Origin of the sequence: Roseovarius sp. CAU 1744, assembly GCF_039839345.1 — a bacterium.
GTDB lineage: Bacteria > Pseudomonadota > Alphaproteobacteria > Rhodobacterales > Rhodobacteraceae > Roseovarius.
The window spans coordinates 414,917-430,241 of sequence record NZ_JBDOQV010000002.1 but is presented as its reverse complement, the minus strand read 5'-3'; the positions used below and the strand labels follow the sequence as shown (position 1 = coordinate 430,241).

Below are 15,325 nucleotides of genomic sequence, written 5' to 3'. Positions count from 1 at the left end.
AATGAAGAGTTTCATGTCGATCAGAAGCGATATCATCACCACATCCCCATTCTTCGATTTGATCACCGAGAGGTTTTCCGATTTCGAGACTGATCTGGACGCTCTCGCCTATGCTATTGAAGGTCAGCTGCGTGGCACTCCTGACATGGGCGCAATTGATGGCTTCAACACTTTTCATGTTCTTGAAGAAACGGATACGAAGCTACGAGTGGCTGGGATGGCATATTTCTTGCCATCAAGCCTCATCCCGTTAGACGCGTCTTTCAACACAACAAACGGCGGAACTTCGTATCGCGTCAAACTGGGCGCAGAAGACGGCAAGTGGAAACGCCTTACCGAGAAAAAGCGTTGGTCTGCGGTCTACCTGTACGCCACGGAAAACTACGAACCTCAGTGGAATTGGGAACCTACACAAAAAGGGGTTCTCAGCCGCTGACTGACGGTCTGCCGTTCCAAAAGTCTGATAACCGCAAAGCCAGCCAGGGCTGCGATACATGAGGTCTCCGCCCTGTCAGGCTTTGCTACCGTTGGCGCATTTGGTGACACTTCTGCTTTGCAAAACCAGTGACATTTCTACTTGGTTGCAACATGGAGATGCTTGCGGATCCGTTCCCGACTGGCCGTTAGCGGCCGCAGCGGTTGCAGAGCGTATGAATGCGATCTTCCTGATATTTGAAGCCCATTGGCAAGGGCTCCCCTTCGGGGTTGGCAATCACCCGCAGGCCAAGCGCAACGGCAATCACTGCAAAAATTATGCCACCGGCGGCCTGGCCAATGAGCACCCCCGGCGCGCCCCAGACGGTGCCGGCCCAAATCGCCAGCGGCCAGGTTCCCAGCGTATTGCGGCCCCAGTTTACCATCGTGGAATAGCCCGGATGACCCAGGTTGTTGAACGAGGCATTGGCCACGAATATCGCGCCGTTGAAAAAACTGGCCAGCGCCAGCGGCCCGCAAAACAGCAGGATCAGCGTTCTGGTCATGCCGGTGGCGTCAAAGAGGCCGGCAATCGGCTCGCGCAGCAGGAACAGTATGGCGGCGGCAAGCAGCACATAGATGCCGACGAAGGTCAGCGCGTCAAAGAACGCCTCCTTGACCCGGCCCATCTGCCCTGCCCCGTAATTCTGACCGATGATCGGCCCGATGGCGCCCGAAAGCGCCAGCACCACCGAAAACACCACGGGAATGATCCGGCTGATGACGGCCAGACCGGCCACGGCGTCGGTACCGTATTTGGCCATTTCCCGGGTGACGATGGCGGTGCCGACCGGTGTTGCAACCGTGCCCAGGACCGCGGGGATCGCGATCTGCATGGCCGCCTTCGCATCCCGGCGCAGGCATTGCGGGCGAATATAGGTAAACGCCTGGTACCGCCTGATGGCCGGGTACAGCGCCACGCCCAGGGTCACGATCCGCGCGGCAACCGTCGCCAGGGCGGCACCCGGCAACCCCAGGCCAAGCCCGAAAATCAGGATCGGATCCAGGATTCCGTTTGCCGCGCCGCCGGCCAGTGCCGGATACATCGCACGCGAACCGTCACCATGGGCGCGCAGCACCGCAACGGCCGTCATCGACAGGCCGGAAACCATTGTCGTCGGCAGAATGATCCACAGGTATTGCGCGGCCTTTTCGGCAACCTCGCCCTCGGCCCCCAAGGCCCCCAGGATCGCCCCGACATTCGGAAGCGCCAGGATCGGCAGCGCGATCCCGATCAGAACCGACAGGACCACCACGCTGGTGGCGTATTCGCGGGCATCGGTCTCGTTATCCGAACCGATCGCGCGCGACACCAGCGCGCCCGCGGCCACCGACAGGCCGATATTCACCGCGCTGGCGAAGAACATCACGGTACTGGCATAACCGGCGGCGGCGGCCAGCGCGTCCTGCCCCAGCATGGATATGAAGATGATGTCGATCAGGTCGACGGCGAACACCGCCATCAGGCCCAGGCTGGCCGTGAATGACATGACCGAGACATGCCGCATCAGGTTGCCCCTGGTAAAGCTGGCTTCGGCCAATGCCATGAACACGCTCCATCACACCGTTAACGTCGGACTAACGAATATGAAAACGGACGCGCCTCATTACAATATCGTAACGGCCTGTTTCCGTGATTAAAAAGCAGATTTTTTGCGGCGGGGGCATTAGTGCCCCCTGCCCCGAGCCCACGGATCAGAAAAACGCCTGCAACCCGGTTTGCGCACGGCCCAGAATCAGCGCGTGCACATCATGGGTGCCTTCGTAAGTGTTTACCGTCTCCAGGTTCATCATGTGGCGGATTACCTGGAATTCCTCGGAAATGCCGTTGCCGCCATGCATGTCCCGGGCGTGGCGCGCGATCTCCAGCGCCTTGCCGCAATTGTTGCGCTTGATGAGCGAGATCATCTCGGGCGCGGCATTGGCCTGATCCATCAGCCGGCCAACCCGCAGCGCAGCCTGCAGGCCCAGGGTGATCTCGGTCTGCATGTTCGCCAGCTTGAGCTGGAACAGCTGCGTCTGCGCTAGCGGCCGTTTGAATTGCTGCCGGTCCAGCCCGTATTGACGCGACGCATGCCAGCAGAATTCCGCCGCGCCCATCACGCCCCAGGCGATACCATAGCGCGCCCGGTTCAGGCAGCCGAACGGCCCTTTGAGACCCTGGACATTGGGCAGCAGCGCCTCTTCACCCACCTCGACACCATCCATGACGATTTCGCCGGTGATCGACGCCCGCAGGGACAGTTTGCCGCCGATCTTGGGCGCGCTCAGCCCCTTCATGCCCTTGTCGAGCACAAAGCCGCGGATCTTGCCCTCATGCGCATCGGATTTAGCCCAGACGACAAAGACATCGGCAATCGGGCTGTTCGAGATCCACATCTTGGACCCAGTCAGGCGATAGCCGCCGTCAATCTTCTCGGCACGGGTCTTCATTCCCGCCGGATCGCTGCCCGCGTCAGGCTCTGTCAGGCCGAAACAGCCGATCATCTCTCCGCTGGCCAGTTTCGGCAGGTATTTCTGGCGCTGTTCTTCGGAGCCATAGGCATAGATCGGGTACATCACCAGCGACGATTGCACCGACATCATCGACCGATAGCCGCTGTCGACCCGCTCGACCTCGCGCGCGACAAGACCATAGCTGACGTAAGAACTGCCCAGCCCGCCATATTCCTCGGGGATCGTCGTGCCCAGCAGGCCCATCTGCCCCATCTCGCGGAAAATCTCGGGGTCGGTTTCCTCGTCGCTGAACGCCTTGATGACACGCGGCTGCAGCTTTTCCTGCGCATAGGCGCGGGCGCTGGCGGCGATCATCCGTTCATCTTCTTCCAACTGGTCGTTCAGGCGAAACGGGTCTTGCCAGTCAAAAACACCCAGATCCGGGGCATCCTTGGCTTTCAGTTTGGGGGAATCGAGTGTCATTGGGGCCTCCACCACATGAGTTTTTCGCAATTTATCCGCTGTTTCAGTGGACAATACATCACGCAAAGGCCTATTCCTATCAGCAATTCCGCAAGTACCTATGAGTTTTATGCAACTATGAACGCACCGCGCCGCTTTGTGCCATCCATCGCCTCGTTACGCGCCATCGAGGCGCTGGACCGGCTTGGCAGCGCCACCGCCGCGGCCAGCGAGCTTTCCCTCAGCCAAAGTGCGGTCAGCCGTCAATTGCAAACCCTCGAAGAACAACTGGGGGTGTCCCTGATCCATCGGCAGGGGCGCGGCATGATCCTGACGCCCGAGGCCAGGGATTACGCCGCGACGGTCCGGCAGGCCCTTCAGCAGATCACCCAGGCGTCGGTGAAACTGACAGTGAATCCCGCCGGTGGCAGCATTGACCTGGCGATCCTGCCGACATTCGGGATGCAGTGGCTGGTGCCGCGGCTTGGCGATTTTGCCCGTCTGCATCCCGAGGTGACGATCAACCTGGCAACCCGGATCAAGCCGTTCAGCTTTGCCGCGGAACCCTATGACGCGGCCATTCATTTCGGCAGACCGGACTGGCCGGGAACCGATCACCTGCGCCTCAGGACCGAGCGGGTCATCGCGGTCTGCGCGCCGGGGCTGCTGCGGGACAGGCCCAGCCATCCCCGGGACGTCCTGCGCCTGCCGATCCTGCATATCGAGACCCGGCCCGAGGCCTGGCAGCATTGGTTTGCCGCACATGGCGTCACCGCCACCACGGTCACCGGCACGGTTTACGATCAGTTCTCGACCATCACCCAGGCGGCCTTGCACGGGCTGGGTGTGGCGTTGTTGCCTGACTATCTTGTCGAACAGGATCTTGCCACCGGGCGCCTGGTGCCGGTCTGGGGTGGTACAACTGAATCTCCGGGCGCCTACTACCTCGTCTGGCCGGTGCAGAAATCAGGCGATCCGGCATTGATGAAATTCCGCGACTGGCTGGCGGGCCAGAGCGAGGATGAAGACCTGCTGCCGCGCTGACCCGGTCCCGCTTTGCCTGCGCAGGGCAAGGCGTGGGCCCTGACCGCGACGACCACTCAGCAGCGACCCCGGCAGGTTACCGAGCTTTTCCAATAATCGGCAGGCCGTGCGGATTGATCGACATTCAAGTAATCAGACCCTGCGCATGCGGATGCGCAACCGTATCTGTCAGTTAGCTCACCTGCGCGTGAGCAAAGATGATCCCGTCTGGACCGGCTTTCCGTTGCGCTGCAGGTTATTGTCTGCTCGGGTATCTCCTGACATGTCGATCGAATCTGACAACGACCACCTCGCCCTGATGCGCGCGTTTGTCGAAGGCGCAAGGTGCCTGAATTTCGCCGAAGCGGCACGGGGGCTGGGGATAACGCCGTCGACGCTGGGGCGCCGCATCAAGCGGCTCGAAGAACGCCTGGGTGTGAACCTGTTTATCCGAACGACTCGCCGCATGACGCTGACCGAGGCCGGTACGGCCTACCAATCTTCATGCGCGCGCATTCTGGCCGATATCGAGGAAGCAGACGCCGCCGTGTCGGTTCTGGGCAATGATCCGGCCGGCCTGTTGCGGGTAAGTCTGCCGGCGACCTTCGGACGGCTTCGCCTGGCGCCTCTTCTTCCCCGCTTCACCGAACGCTACCCTGAAATCCGCCTGGATGTGATCTACACGGACGACTATGTCGACATTGTCGCGCGGCGGGTCGATGTGGCCATTCGCATCGGTACGCTCTCGGATTCCAGCCTGCGCGCCAGAAAGATTGGCCCGATCGGTCGCCGACTGGTCGCTTCGCCGGCCTATCTGGCGAATGCGCCGGGGCTTGAAACACCCGATGACCTGTCCGACCACCGCATCTTGCATTTCTCGAACCTTGTGACCGGAGATGCCTGGTTGCTTGAGCGCGACGGTGTTTCGCGAACCGTCAACGTCAAACCTTTTATTTGCGCCAATGATTCATCTGCCTTGTACCACGCCAGCGCAGAGGGCCAAGGCGTCGCGCTACTGGCCGATTTCCTTGTCGGACCGGCCTTGGAAGCCGGAGAGCTGGTCACTGTTCTCCCAGAGTGGGTTGTGCCGACGTCAACGCTGCACGCAGTTTATGCAACGTCTGGCTCTACGCCACCGAAGGCGCGCGTGTTCATCGACTTCCTGTTGGAAAACAAGGATTCTTTCACATAATTGCCAGTTGGATGCCGCGCTCGCATCCGCCAACCCGGTTTTCCGGCAACCTGCCGGCCGTTGATCGCCCGCGGTTGCCGGCATCGGGTAACGTTGACCCGCAATGATACGCCACCACGCGGATCCGCCGCCGGTACGGATTATTGCGCCGCGCGCAATACTCTATCTGCGCCGGGTTCGATTGAAGCGCGCCCGCCCTGCCCCCATAATACTGAGCGAGCGGCTGCCCCTGGTCATGCCGGAATTTTTCACGACTCGACAGGAATTGAACCCGGATGGCCCGGAAGGTTTGGAGGTATGGCATGAGGTCGACTGAATATAGATTGCCAGCGGAACAACGCGCCGGATACCGAATTACCCGCCACTTTCTGCTCATCCTTGCGATGTGTTTCGCGGTGGCGGCACCGCCCGCATCGGCGCAGGTGGAATCGCTCGATCCGATCGAGCTCCCATCCTCGTTCCTCTATCCGAACGGGATCACCCAAGACCCGGATGGCGCCCTTTTCGTCGGATCTGTCGTCAGCGGTCAGATCCTCAGGATCAGCGGCGAAGGCAAGGAGCGGTTTGATATCGAGGACCCGTCAGTCTTCGCAGGCACCACGCTCAAATATGACAATGGATCGGGTCGCCTGTGGGGGGCCTCTCCTGACTTTCTCGGGGTAGAGCAGCCTGATGGCAGCCACAAGCGGCGCGCACACCGCATTTTCGCGCGCGACGTCACTACGGGGGCCGTCGACATCGTTATGCTCGTGCCCGACGCGGGCTTTGCGAATGATATCCTGTTGGGCGAGGATGGCACACTCTTTGTCACAGACACGAGCCTACCGCGCATCCTGATGCTTCCTCCTGGCGCCAATCGCCTGTCGGTCCTTGTCGAGGATCAGCAGCTTGCCTCCGAGGGAACAGGCATTAACGGCGTTGGCGCCGCGGGGATCGCGATGGCCGCAGATGGCCGAACGCTGCTTGTTGGCGTACTGGGTTCCGGCACCATCCTTGCGGTCGAGCGCGCCGATGCGGGCCCTGCGCGGCTACGCCGCCTGGAACTTCAACGCCCACTGGAATACCCCGATGCCTTTGCCGTTGACCAGAACGGAGACCTGTTGCTGGTCGAAAGCGGCGTGGGCAGCGGGAATGGCAAGCTGACACGCATTGTCGATCCGCTGGCCCAAGGTGCTCGCCCGGTTGAAACACTGGCCGAAGGTCTTGATATTCCTGTCAATCTCATGATCGACGCGGCCGATCCGTCGCTGGTCTATGTCACCGAGTCCGGGCTCGGCCACCGCCTTACCGAGAGCCGCCGTTCCGACACGCCGCCGGAGAAGTTCTATATCCGGCGCTACCGGCTGAAATGACCTGTCCGGCCCGGGATCTCTATCCGAAATCGATCGTGGTCGAAACGAACATGCAGATCCCGCCGGCGCATATTCTGATGCCATGCAAACGGAACGCTTGTCGTCTGATTTATTACAACATGCGAACGGGCAATCGCGGCCCCTATCCGGTTGACTGAGAACGCAAGGAGAAGCGAATGATTGATCTGACAGGCAAGACAGCCATCATCACGGGCGCGAGCCGCGGCATCGGTCTTGCGACCGCGCGCAAATTGTCCTTGTGCGGCGCGAATGTGGTCCTGGCAGCGCGCTCGGATGACGCGATCAGGCACGAGGCGGATGCGCTTAGCGCCGCGGGGCGCGGCGCGCTGGCGGTTGCCTGCGATGTCGCGCGATATGCGGATTTGGCTGCCGTCTTCGAACGCACGATCGCGGAATTCGGTGCGGTTGACATTCTGGTCAACAACGCGGGCGTCATTGACCCGATTGCCCGCCTCGAAGATGCCGACCCCGAGATTTGGTCAACGGCGGTGGACATCAATTTCAAAGGTGTCTTTTACGGTCTGCGGCTGGCCATCCCCCATATGCTGGAGCGCGGCCAGGGCGTGATAATCAACCTGAGCTCGGGCGCGGCCAATAGCGCGCTTGAAGGCTGGAGCCATTATTGTTCGACAAAGGTGGCGGCCAGAAAACTCACCGAATGCGCGCACCAAGAGGTCGGTGACAAGGGCGTGCGCGTGGTGGGCCTGAGCCCCGGCACGGTGGCCACAGGGATGATGGAAAAGATCCGGGCTTCCGGCGTCAACGCGGTCAGTCAGCTCGACTGGTCGGTGCACAAACCGCCAGAATGGGCCGCCGAGGCGGTGGCATTCCTGTGCGGGCCGGAAGGTGCTGAGTTTGCCGGAGACGAGTTTTCAATCAAGACCAAGGAAGGGCTGGCGCGCCTCGGCCTTTTGCAAACCGAGGCATGAACCTATGCGCGGTGCCTGGCAACGCACCCTGCGGCCGGTCTTCACCAACAAGCAGGACCGGCCCCTTCGCGCGCGCGCCTGCTTGCAGGTCAGGGCGGCCACTGCAAGCGATGATAGATCTGCCGCGCGGCCGGACCGAGGCGTGCCACATGATACGGGCGCATCCGTACCGGAAAACGCAAACAACTTATGGGGTAAGAGGTCCACACCATGAGGAATGGCGCACCTGAGAGGATTCGAACCTCTGGCCTCTGCCTTCGGAGGGCAGCGCTCTATCCAGCTGAGCTACAGGTGCGTTGGCGGCGGTATAGGGCAAAGCCTGTGCGGCCTCAATTGGAAAATTCGCGGCGGGAAAACAATCGAACATCGCATGGAAAACTGCGTGTTCAGAAGGGTTTTACCCGGCACGAGAAAACCTGGGCGGGAATAACCAGCCCAGGTTCAAGTGATTCTTCGGAACTGGGTCGTCAGTTAGACCGGGTTGCCGTATTTGTCGTAAACCGGCTCTGGCTCGACCACCGGTGCGGGCTCTTCCTGCTGCTGTGCGCAGGCAGTCAGAAATGCGCCGAGGGCAATCACTGTCATGATGTTGAAGAGTTTCATATTTTTCTCCGTTGTTGGCAACAACTGCACTCTAACAACACCTGTTACCGCTCGTCGAGTCCTAGTTGCGCGAACCGGCAAAGCTGTGCCGGGATTGCAACTTTGCAACATACGTCTGTTGTCGGGGGCCGGGGTGATCGGCCTAAGGCACCGTTTTCAAACGGGTTTCTTACCGATCCAGCCAGCCGCGACTGCCCCGCTGTCACCTAGGCGAATAGCTCATGCGCCAGTTCCAGCGCCTCGATCAGGGTATCGACCTCGGATTCGGTATTGTACATTGCGAACGAGGCGCGGCAGGTCGCGGTCATGCCCAGGTGATCCATCAGCGGACCAGCGCAATGATGTCCCGCGCGCACGGCCACCCCCTTCTTGTCGAGAATCGTCGAGATGTCATGGGCATGCGCCGCCCCTTCCAGCGTGAAGGAAAAGATCGCGCCCTTGTCGGGCGTCGTGCCCTGCAGGTTCAGCCAGTTGAGGCCGGTCAGGCGACTGGCGGCATAGGCGGTCAGCGCGTCCTCATGGGCGGCAATCGCCTCCATTCCCACGTCCATCATGTATTCCAGCGCCGCCCCCAGCCCGATGATCTGCACGATCCCGGGTGTGCCGGCCTCGAACTTCATCGGCGGGGTGTTGTAGGTGATGCTGTCCTTGTGCACCTCGCGGATCATGTCGCCGCCGCCCATGAAGGGGCGCATCTCGGCCAGGCGTTCCTTGCGCACGTAGATCGCCCCGGATGCTGACGGACCGTAGAGTTTGTGGCCGGTGATCGCATAGAAATCACAGCCCAGGTCGGTGACGTTCACGGGCATATGCACGGCACCCTGGCTGCCATCGACCAGTACCGGCACGCCCTTTTCGTGCGCCGCGTCGCAAATGGCCTTCACATCCACCTTTGTGCCCAGCACGTTTGACAGCTGGGTCACGGCGATCAGTTTTGTGCGGGGCGTGATCGCGTCGATCACCTTTTGCGGATCAAGCGCGCCGGTGGCATCCACATCGACCCATTTCAGAACCACCCCCTGGCGTTCGCGCAGGAAATGCCAGGGCACGATGTTGGCATGGTGTTCCATCACGCTCAGGATGATCTCGTCGCCCGCTTCCATCCGCGGCATGGCCCAGCCATAGGCGACCATGTTTATCCCCTCGGTCGTTCCCGAGTTGAGGACAATCTGATCCTCGTCCTCGGTCCCCAGGAACCGGGCAATGATACCGCGCACGTTTTCGTATTTCTCTGTCGCGATATTGGACAGCGTGTGCAGCCCGCGGTGCACGTTGGCGTATTCATGGGCATAGGCGTTGGTGATCGCGTCGATCACCACCTGTGGCTTCTGCGCCGAGGCGCCATTGTCCAGATAGACCAGCGGCTTGCCGTTCACCTCCCGACTGAGGATGGGAAAATCCGCGCGGATCTTTTCGATGTCGAACATTTCTCAGGAGGCTCCGATGAAGGGGGCGGCGACAGCCCCGAGAATGACCGAGATGCCGAAAGGCACAACGAAAGTAGCCATCAGAAAGACGGCGATGGCCTTGCCGATACTCTGAAAGCCATGTGCGACGGCGATGACCGAAACCATCGCCCAGATCGCCCAGACAGCAAACAGCACGAAGGCCAGCAGAGAGACGAAGGGCAACAACATGCTGACCAGCGCGATCGCGAACAGTAGCACAATAACGGTGGCCTGAAAGAGAACGATGACCGACAGGATATCGCGAATCTGTCCGGTCCCGCCAAACATGCGGCCCGACCAGAACAGGACAAAGATCGACAGAACCGCGTTGCCCAGGTTGAGCAGCGCAAAACCGATGGGCGAGCTGTAGAAGAGCATCGAGCGGATGACCTCGCCCGTGTCATCCTCGGGCACCGGCATCAGGTGGAACAGCGCCGACACGATCGCCGACATCGTGATCGAAATCAGCGTCAGCGCCATCCAGAGCTCCTGGTTGGCGAAGTTCAGCGCGATGATGTCGCGCGCGCCCTCGCGCGGCCGGGTCAGCGTGGTGCGCAGAAGGTTCCTGATCGAAATCTTGCTCATGCCGCGCCCCACTCCGCCTCGCGCAGGTTCATCGCCCAGAACCAGCCAAACACCACCAGCCAGAGCACGCCGACGATCTGCAGCTGAAAGCCCGGTCCGATGAAGCCCGCCACCAGGCCGTGCAACAGGATCAACGGGCTGGCGGCCAGAAACGACCAGAACAGCGCCATGCGGGCGCCGTAACCGCTTCCCTTTCCGCCCAGAACCCGGGCGGCCAGGTGGCTGATCATGGCCACCGCATAAAGCAGCAGCGGCGCAATGAATATCCACGCCATCAGCGCGCCGCCCAATAGCGGGTTCAGTTCCTGCCCGGTCAGGTGCGCCTCGCGCGCCAACCGGGGCCACTGCCCAACGAACACCACCACGCAGCCGGCCATCAGCACCGCCAGCGCCCGATCCTCGCGCATGCCCAGATCGAGCAGACGGCGCATCACCCGGCGCGGCCTGCAATAGGTCGCCACGATATCGGCGGCGACAGACATCAGCCGCGTCTGCGCTCCAGCCAGCCAGCCAGGTGCCGCGTGATTTCCTCGCGCAGCGTCTCGTCCTCGACCTCTTCCACCGCCTCGGCCAGAAAGGCCTGGGTCAGCAGGTCGGTCGCGATGGGTTTGGGCACGCCGCGCGCCCGCAGGTAGAACAGCGCCTCTTCGTCGATCGCACCACTGGTCGAGCCGTGCGAACAGACCACATCATCGGCATAGATCTCAAGCTCGGGCTTGGCGAGGAACTGGCTGTCCTCGTCCAACAGCAGCGACTGGCTGATCTGGTAGCCGTCGGTTTTCTGCGCCCCCTCCTTCACCAGGATCTTGCCCTGGAAAACGCCGGTGGCACCGTTGCGCAGCACCTTCTTGAACACCTGGCGGCTTTCGCAGCGCTCGGCATCATGGGTGATGAACACGGTGTCGTCATGGTGAAAATCGCCATCGCCCATCGCCGCGCCGGCCACATGCGCCACCGCATCGTCACCGGTCAGCTCGATCACGCATTCATTGCGCGTCAGCACGCCATTGGCGGTCATGGTAAAGGATTTGAGCGTGCTCTCGGCCCCGAGGCGGGCAAACATATGCGTGGCGGCCCTGCGCTCATGGTCGCGCCCCTGCACCCGGACGTGATGAAAGCCCGCTCCGTCTGCCACCTCGACCTCGGTCACCTTGTTGAACCGCGCCGCGGCGGGTCCGGTTTCCAGAACAGTGATGTCCGCGTCTTTCTCCAGCTTGATGACGTGATGGAGAATCGCATCGGAAATCGTTGAATTATGGTGGTAAATCAGGTTGATTGGCTTGCTGACGCGACCGGTCACATGGATCACCACGCCATCCGTCGCGCAGGCCGTGTTCAGCGCCGCCAACGGGCGTTCCACAGGGCTTTGCCCGGTTGTTTCGAACACGCCGTAAACGTCCTTGGCCCAGTGGATATCGGCCTGCGTCACATCGGCAAGCCGCTCGATCACCGCGCCTTCAACCGACAGGTCATCGCTGGCATCTGCGTCGAACACGCCATCGACAAAGACGATTTTCAGCCGGTTCACCGTGTCGAATACGGGCGTATCGGTGTCGTGGAACAGCGCCGCTTCGGGTGCGGCAACATCGACCAGCGTATCCGGGCGGGTGAATTTCCAGTATTCGTCGCGCCGGGTGGGCAGGCCCATCGCCCGCACCCGCGCCTGCGCCGCATCCCGCGCCGCCGTCGCCCAGCCCGACCCGTCCGGCCGTGGCAGGGCCGACAGCCGCGCCTCGGTCGCATCCTGCTTGGTCTTTAGCTCTGCCATCACGCCACCTCTGCCAGAATGTCGGCATAGCCGTTGTTCTCGACCTCAAGCGCGAGGTCGGGTCCGCCGGTCTTGACGATCCGACCATCGGCCATGATGTGCACGACATCGGGTTTGATATGGTTCAGAAGCCGTTGATAATGCGTGATAACAAGGAAACCCCGGCCTTCGCTGCGCAGGGCGTTCACCCCCTCGGCCACCAGTTTCATCGCATCCACGTCAAGGCCCGAGTCGGTTTCGTCCAGGATGCACATCTTGGGCTCCAGCACGGCCATTTGCAGGATTTCGTTGCGCTTCTTCTCACCGCCCGAAAAGCCCATATTGACCGGGCGTTTGAGCATGTCGGCGTCGATCTTCAGGTCCTTGGCCTTGGCGCGCACCATCTTGAGGAAGTCGGCGGCGCTCATTTCGTCCTCGCCGCGCGCCTTGCGCTGCGCGTTGAGCGCGGTGCGCATGAAGGTCATGTTGCCCACGCCGGGGATCTCAACCGGGTATTGGAACGCCAGGAATAGGCCCGCCGCGGCCCGCTCTTCGGGCTCCATCTCCAGCAGGTCCGCGCCTTCCAGCGTGGCCGACCCCTTGGTCACCTCATAGCCATCACGCCCCGACAGGACGTAGGACAATGTCGACTTGCCCGACCCGTTGGGCCCCATGATCGCATGGACTTTGCCGGCCTCGACACTCAGGTTCACGCCCTTAAGGATCGTCTTTTCTTCTTCTTCAAGATCAACGTGCAGGTCTTTGATTTCCAACATCTAACTTCTTCCTTGTGTCCGTATCGGCCACCGGGGCCGCGTCCTGTTTTCGCGCCGGGTCGACCCGGCAGTTTTCTATCCCAGCGCCACCGCGGTGCCCGAGGCGCTGACCATCAGCATGGATTGGCCCACCACCTCGTAATCCAGATCGACGCCGACAACCGCGTCAGCGCCCTTGGCCCGTGCGCGTTCTTCCAGTTCCGCCAGCGCCGTGTCACGCGCATCCTGCAGCTTGGATTCATACGCGCCCGAGCGCCCGCCCACGATATCGGTGATCGAGGCAAACACATCCCGCACCACGTTGGCGCCCATGATCGCCTCGCCCACGACAATGCCGCGATATTCGGTGATCTTGTGGCCTTCGATGGTGTTGGTGGTGGTGATGATCATCAAGCTTCCCCTGCTCTAAATTCTGAGACAACGGCTATCTGCCCAACAATTTTATTGTTGAAAGTCGAGAGTTCCTCAGAAGGAATCCAATATTCCTCGTGCTCGCGACCTCCGACCACTTGTTTTTCGAAGTTTGAAAGGTATTCGGCATCAACGTCAAAACGGGTCACGTAGCCGACACCGGTGGGTTCCTTCGTGTTCCAGTCACGCGCAATCTGTTCCGCATATCCTTGATTTGTCACAGGATAGAAAATCGGTTGTTCCGGCAACCTTGGCGGAAATTCAGTCCAACCGCTGGCTTCGAGAAGCTTGAATTCTGCAAGCCCAATCGGTCTAAATAGAGTAACAGTTGCGGTCACCCCACTGACCCCTCCAGCGAAATCGCCACAAGCTGCTGCGCTTCAATCGCGAATTCCATCGGCAGGGCCTGCAGCACGTCGCGGCAGAAGCCGTTCACGACCAGCGCCACGGCCTCTTCCTCGTCCATGCCGCGCTGGCGGCAATAGAACATTTGGTCGTCATCGACCTTCGACGTGGTGGCCTCATGCTCAACCCGCGAGGAGTTGTTCTTGACCTCGATATACGGGACCGTATGCGCGCCGCATTTGTCGCCGATCAGAAGGCTGTCGCATTGCGTGTAGTTGCGCGAATTCTTGGCCTTGGGGTGCATGCTGACCAGCCCGCGATAGGTGTTCTGCGCGCGCCCCGCGCTGATGCCCTTGGACACGATACGGCTGCGTGTGTTCTTGCCCAGGTGGATCATCTTGGTGCCGGTATCGGCCTGCTGGTAATTGTTGGCGATGGCGATGGAATAGAACTCACCTTGGGATTCATCACCGCGCAGGATGCAGGACGGGTATTTCCACGTCACCGCGGATCCGGTTTCCACCTGCGTCCACATCACCTTGGCCCGGTCGCCCCGGCAATCGGCGCGCTTGGTCACGAAGTTGTAGATCCCGCCCTTGCCGTTTTCGTCGCCCGGGTACCAGTTCTGTACGGTCGAGTATTTTACCTCGGCGTCTTCCTCGACGATGATCTCGACCACCGCGGCGTGCAGTTGCGAGGTATCGCGTTGCGGTGCGGTGCAGCCTTCGAGGTAGCTGACGTAAGACCCCTTGTCGGCGATGATCAGTGTGCGTTCGAACTGGCCGGTATTTTCGGCGTTGATGCGGAAATAGGTGCTCAGTTCCATCGGGCAGCGCACGCCCGGCGGTACGTAGACAAAGGAGCCGTCCGAGAAGACCGCGCTGTTCAGCGTGGCATAGAAATTGTCGGAAACCGGCACCACCGATCCGAGGTATTTGCGGACCAGTTCGGGATGTTCCTTGATCGCCTCGGAGATCGAGCAGAAGATGACGCCCGCCTCTTTCAGCTCTTTCTGGAAGGTGGTGCCGACCGAAACGCTGTCAAATACCGCATCGACCGCCACCTTGCGCCCTGCTGCAGGCGCCGTTTCGGCCCCTTCGACACCGGCCAGGACCATCTGCTCCTTCAGCGGAATGCCCAGTTTTTCATAGGTCGCCAGCAATTTCGGATCAACCTCGTCCAGCGATTTCGGCTTGACCTCCATCGATTTGGGCCGGGCGTAGTAATACTGGTCCTGAAAGTCGATTTCCGGGTAATCGACCATCGCCCATTTCGGCTCTTCCTTGGTCAGCCAGCGCTCATAGGCTTCCAGCCGCCAGTTGGTCATCCATTCGGGTTCTTCGTTCTTCTCGCTGATGAGGCGCACGATATCCGGCGTCAGCCCCTTGGGGGCGTAATCCATCTCGATCTCGGTTTCCCAGCCGTATTTATAGGCGCCGCCAACCTCGCGCACCGCATCGACCGTCTCCTGGTCCACGCCTTCCTTGACTTGCGTCTCGTCCAGAACAGCCATGCTCGTCT

General features: G+C 60.9%; 16 protein-coding genes and 1 tRNA gene. 5 read left to right on the top strand and 12 right to left on the bottom strand.

What is annotated here, in order from left to right:
- Nucleotides 1-13: 13 nt before the first annotated feature.
- Complete coding sequence (locus AAFO92_RS06015) at nt 14-436, top strand: hypothetical protein (protein ID WP_347533748.1); 423 nt, start codon at nt 14-16, stop codon at nt 434-436.
- A gap of 187 nt (nt 437-623) precedes the next feature.
- Here AAFO92_RS06015 and AAFO92_RS06010 read toward each other — a convergent pair whose 3' ends face one another.
- Both AAFO92_RS06010 and AAFO92_RS06005 read right to left on the bottom strand, forming a co-directional pair.
- Nucleotides 624-2,021 carry an MATE family efflux transporter gene (locus tag AAFO92_RS06010; RefSeq protein WP_347533747.1) on the bottom strand — a complete coding sequence of 466 codons (1,398 nt, stop codon included), beginning with the start codon at nt 2,019-2,021 and terminating at the stop codon, nt 624-626.
- 148 nt (nt 2,022-2,169) lie between these two features.
- On the bottom strand, nt 2,170-3,393 hold the full coding sequence (locus tag AAFO92_RS06005; RefSeq protein ID WP_347533746.1) for an acyl-CoA dehydrogenase: 1,224 nt from the start codon (nt 3,391-3,393) through the stop codon (nt 2,170-2,172).
- Between the two features lie 117 nt (nt 3,394-3,510).
- Between AAFO92_RS06005 and AAFO92_RS06000 the strand changes: the two genes are divergently transcribed.
- From AAFO92_RS06000 to AAFO92_RS05985, 4 genes are all read left to right on the top strand, one after another.
- Nucleotides 3,511-4,416, top strand: a complete 906-nt coding sequence (locus AAFO92_RS06000; RefSeq protein ID WP_347533745.1) for a LysR family transcriptional regulator — start codon at nt 3,511-3,513, stop codon at nt 4,414-4,416.
- Nucleotides 4,417-4,561: 145 nt separating this feature from the next.
- Nucleotides 4,562-5,587 carry a LysR family transcriptional regulator gene (locus tag AAFO92_RS05995; RefSeq protein ID WP_347533744.1) on the top strand — a complete coding sequence of 342 codons (1,026 nt, stop codon included), beginning with the start codon at nt 4,562-4,564 and terminating at the stop codon, nt 5,585-5,587.
- Nucleotides 5,588-5,889: 302 nt separating this feature from the next.
- Nucleotides 5,890-6,939 carry a hypothetical protein gene (locus AAFO92_RS05990; protein ID WP_347533743.1) on the top strand — a complete coding sequence of 350 codons (1,050 nt, stop codon included), beginning with the start codon at nt 5,890-5,892 and terminating at the stop codon, nt 6,937-6,939.
- A 176-nt stretch (nt 6,940-7,115) separates the two neighbouring features.
- Nucleotides 7,116-7,889 carry an SDR family oxidoreductase gene (locus AAFO92_RS05985; protein WP_347533742.1) on the top strand — a complete coding sequence of 258 codons (774 nt, stop codon included), beginning with the start codon at nt 7,116-7,118 and terminating at the stop codon, nt 7,887-7,889.
- A 218-nt stretch (nt 7,890-8,107) separates the two neighbouring features.
- Here AAFO92_RS05985 and AAFO92_RS05980 read toward each other — a convergent pair.
- The 10 genes from AAFO92_RS05980 to sufB all read right to left on the bottom strand — a co-directional run bounded on the left by AAFO92_RS05980 (nt 8,108) and on the right by sufB (nt 15,317).
- Nucleotides 8,108-8,184: transfer RNA gene (locus AAFO92_RS05980), tRNA-Arg, on the bottom strand.
- A gap of 176 nt (nt 8,185-8,360) precedes the next feature.
- Nucleotides 8,361-8,492: a hypothetical protein gene (locus tag AAFO92_RS05975; protein WP_347533741.1), complete on the bottom strand. Its 132-nt coding sequence runs from the start codon at nt 8,490-8,492 to the stop codon at nt 8,361-8,363.
- A 206-nt stretch (nt 8,493-8,698) separates the two neighbouring features.
- Nucleotides 8,699-9,919 carry a cysteine desulfurase gene (locus tag AAFO92_RS05970; protein WP_347533739.1) on the bottom strand — a complete coding sequence of 407 codons (1,221 nt, stop codon included), beginning with the start codon at nt 9,917-9,919 and terminating at the stop codon, nt 8,699-8,701.
- 3 nt (nt 9,920-9,922) lie between these two features.
- Nucleotides 9,923-10,525: a Yip1 family protein gene (locus AAFO92_RS05965; RefSeq protein WP_347533738.1), complete on the bottom strand. Its 603-nt coding sequence runs from the start codon at nt 10,523-10,525 to the stop codon at nt 9,923-9,925.
- Entirely contained in the window at nt 10,522-11,007 is a 486-nt protein-coding gene (locus AAFO92_RS05960; RefSeq protein WP_347533736.1) for a YIP1 family protein, read from the bottom strand. Before AAFO92_RS05960 ends, AAFO92_RS05965 begins: the two co-directional genes overlap by 4 nt.
- Nucleotides 11,007-12,293 carry a Fe-S cluster assembly protein SufD gene (gene sufD, locus AAFO92_RS05955; RefSeq protein ID WP_347533735.1) on the bottom strand — a complete coding sequence of 429 codons (1,287 nt, stop codon included), beginning with the start codon at nt 12,291-12,293 and terminating at the stop codon, nt 11,007-11,009. Before sufD ends, AAFO92_RS05960 begins: the two co-directional genes overlap by 1 nt.
- Complete coding sequence (gene sufC / locus AAFO92_RS05950; protein WP_347533734.1) at nt 12,293-13,048, bottom strand: Fe-S cluster assembly ATPase SufC; 756 nt, start codon at nt 13,046-13,048, stop codon at nt 12,293-12,295. Before sufC ends, sufD begins: the two co-directional genes overlap by 1 nt.
- Before the next feature lie 75 nt (nt 13,049-13,123).
- The gene (locus AAFO92_RS05945) at nt 13,124-13,438 is read right to left on the bottom strand and encodes a heavy metal-binding domain-containing protein (RefSeq protein WP_347533733.1); all 315 of its coding nucleotides are present in this window, start codon (nt 13,436-13,438) and stop codon (nt 13,124-13,126) included.
- On the bottom strand, nt 13,438-13,797 hold the full coding sequence (locus AAFO92_RS05940) for an ADP-ribosylation/crystallin J1 (protein WP_347533732.1): 360 nt from the start codon (nt 13,795-13,797) through the stop codon (nt 13,438-13,440). The genes AAFO92_RS05945 and AAFO92_RS05940 overlap by 1 nt, the downstream gene beginning before the upstream one ends.
- Complete coding sequence (sufB, locus tag AAFO92_RS05935; RefSeq protein WP_347533731.1) at nt 13,794-15,317, bottom strand: Fe-S cluster assembly protein SufB; 1,524 nt, start codon at nt 15,315-15,317, stop codon at nt 13,794-13,796. Before sufB ends, AAFO92_RS05940 begins: the two co-directional genes overlap by 4 nt.
- Nucleotides 15,318-15,325: the final 8 nt, after the last annotated feature.

Excerpts from the sequence above, each read along its gene's own strand:
- sufB (WP_347533731.1), bottom strand. The coding sequence starts at position 15,317 with ATGGCTGTTCTGGACGAGACGCAAGTCAAGGAAGGCGTGGACCAGGAG.
- sufC (WP_347533734.1), bottom strand. The coding sequence starts at position 13,048 with ATGTTGGAAATCAAAGACCTGCACGTTGATCTTGAAGAAGAAGAAAAG.
- AAFO92_RS05965 (WP_347533738.1), bottom strand. The coding sequence starts at position 10,525 with ATGAGCAAGATTTCGATCAGGAACCTTCTGCGCACCACGCTGACCCGG.
- AAFO92_RS05990 (WP_347533743.1), top strand. The coding sequence starts at position 5,890 with ATGAGGTCGACTGAATATAGATTGCCAGCGGAACAACGCGCCGGATAC.
- AAFO92_RS05995 (WP_347533744.1), top strand. The coding sequence starts at position 4,562 with ATGCGGATGCGCAACCGTATCTGTCAGTTAGCTCACCTGCGCGTGAGC.
- sufD (WP_347533735.1), bottom strand. The coding sequence starts at position 12,293 with ATGGCAGAGCTAAAGACCAAGCAGGATGCGACCGAGGCGCGGCTGTCG.
- AAFO92_RS06010 (WP_347533747.1), bottom strand. The coding sequence starts at position 2,021 with ATGGCATTGGCCGAAGCCAGCTTTACCAGGGGCAACCTGATGCGGCAT.
- AAFO92_RS06015 (WP_347533748.1), top strand. The coding sequence starts at position 14 with ATGTCGATCAGAAGCGATATCATCACCACATCCCCATTCTTCGATTTG.
- AAFO92_RS05945 (WP_347533733.1), bottom strand. The coding sequence starts at position 13,438 with ATGATCATCACCACCACCAACACCATCGAAGGCCACAAGATCACCGAA.
- AAFO92_RS06005 (WP_347533746.1), bottom strand. The coding sequence starts at position 3,393 with ATGACACTCGATTCCCCCAAACTGAAAGCCAAGGATGCCCCGGATCTG.
- AAFO92_RS06000 (WP_347533745.1), top strand. The coding sequence starts at position 3,511 with ATGAACGCACCGCGCCGCTTTGTGCCATCCATCGCCTCGTTACGCGCC.
- AAFO92_RS05970 (WP_347533739.1), bottom strand. The coding sequence starts at position 9,919 with ATGTTCGACATCGAAAAGATCCGCGCGGATTTTCCCATCCTCAGTCGG.
- AAFO92_RS05975 (WP_347533741.1), bottom strand. The coding sequence starts at position 8,492 with ATGAAACTCTTCAACATCATGACAGTGATTGCCCTCGGCGCATTTCTG.
- AAFO92_RS05960 (WP_347533736.1), bottom strand. The coding sequence starts at position 11,007 with ATGTCTGTCGCCGCCGATATCGTGGCGACCTATTGCAGGCCGCGCCGG.
- AAFO92_RS05985 (WP_347533742.1), top strand. The coding sequence starts at position 7,116 with ATGATTGATCTGACAGGCAAGACAGCCATCATCACGGGCGCGAGCCGC.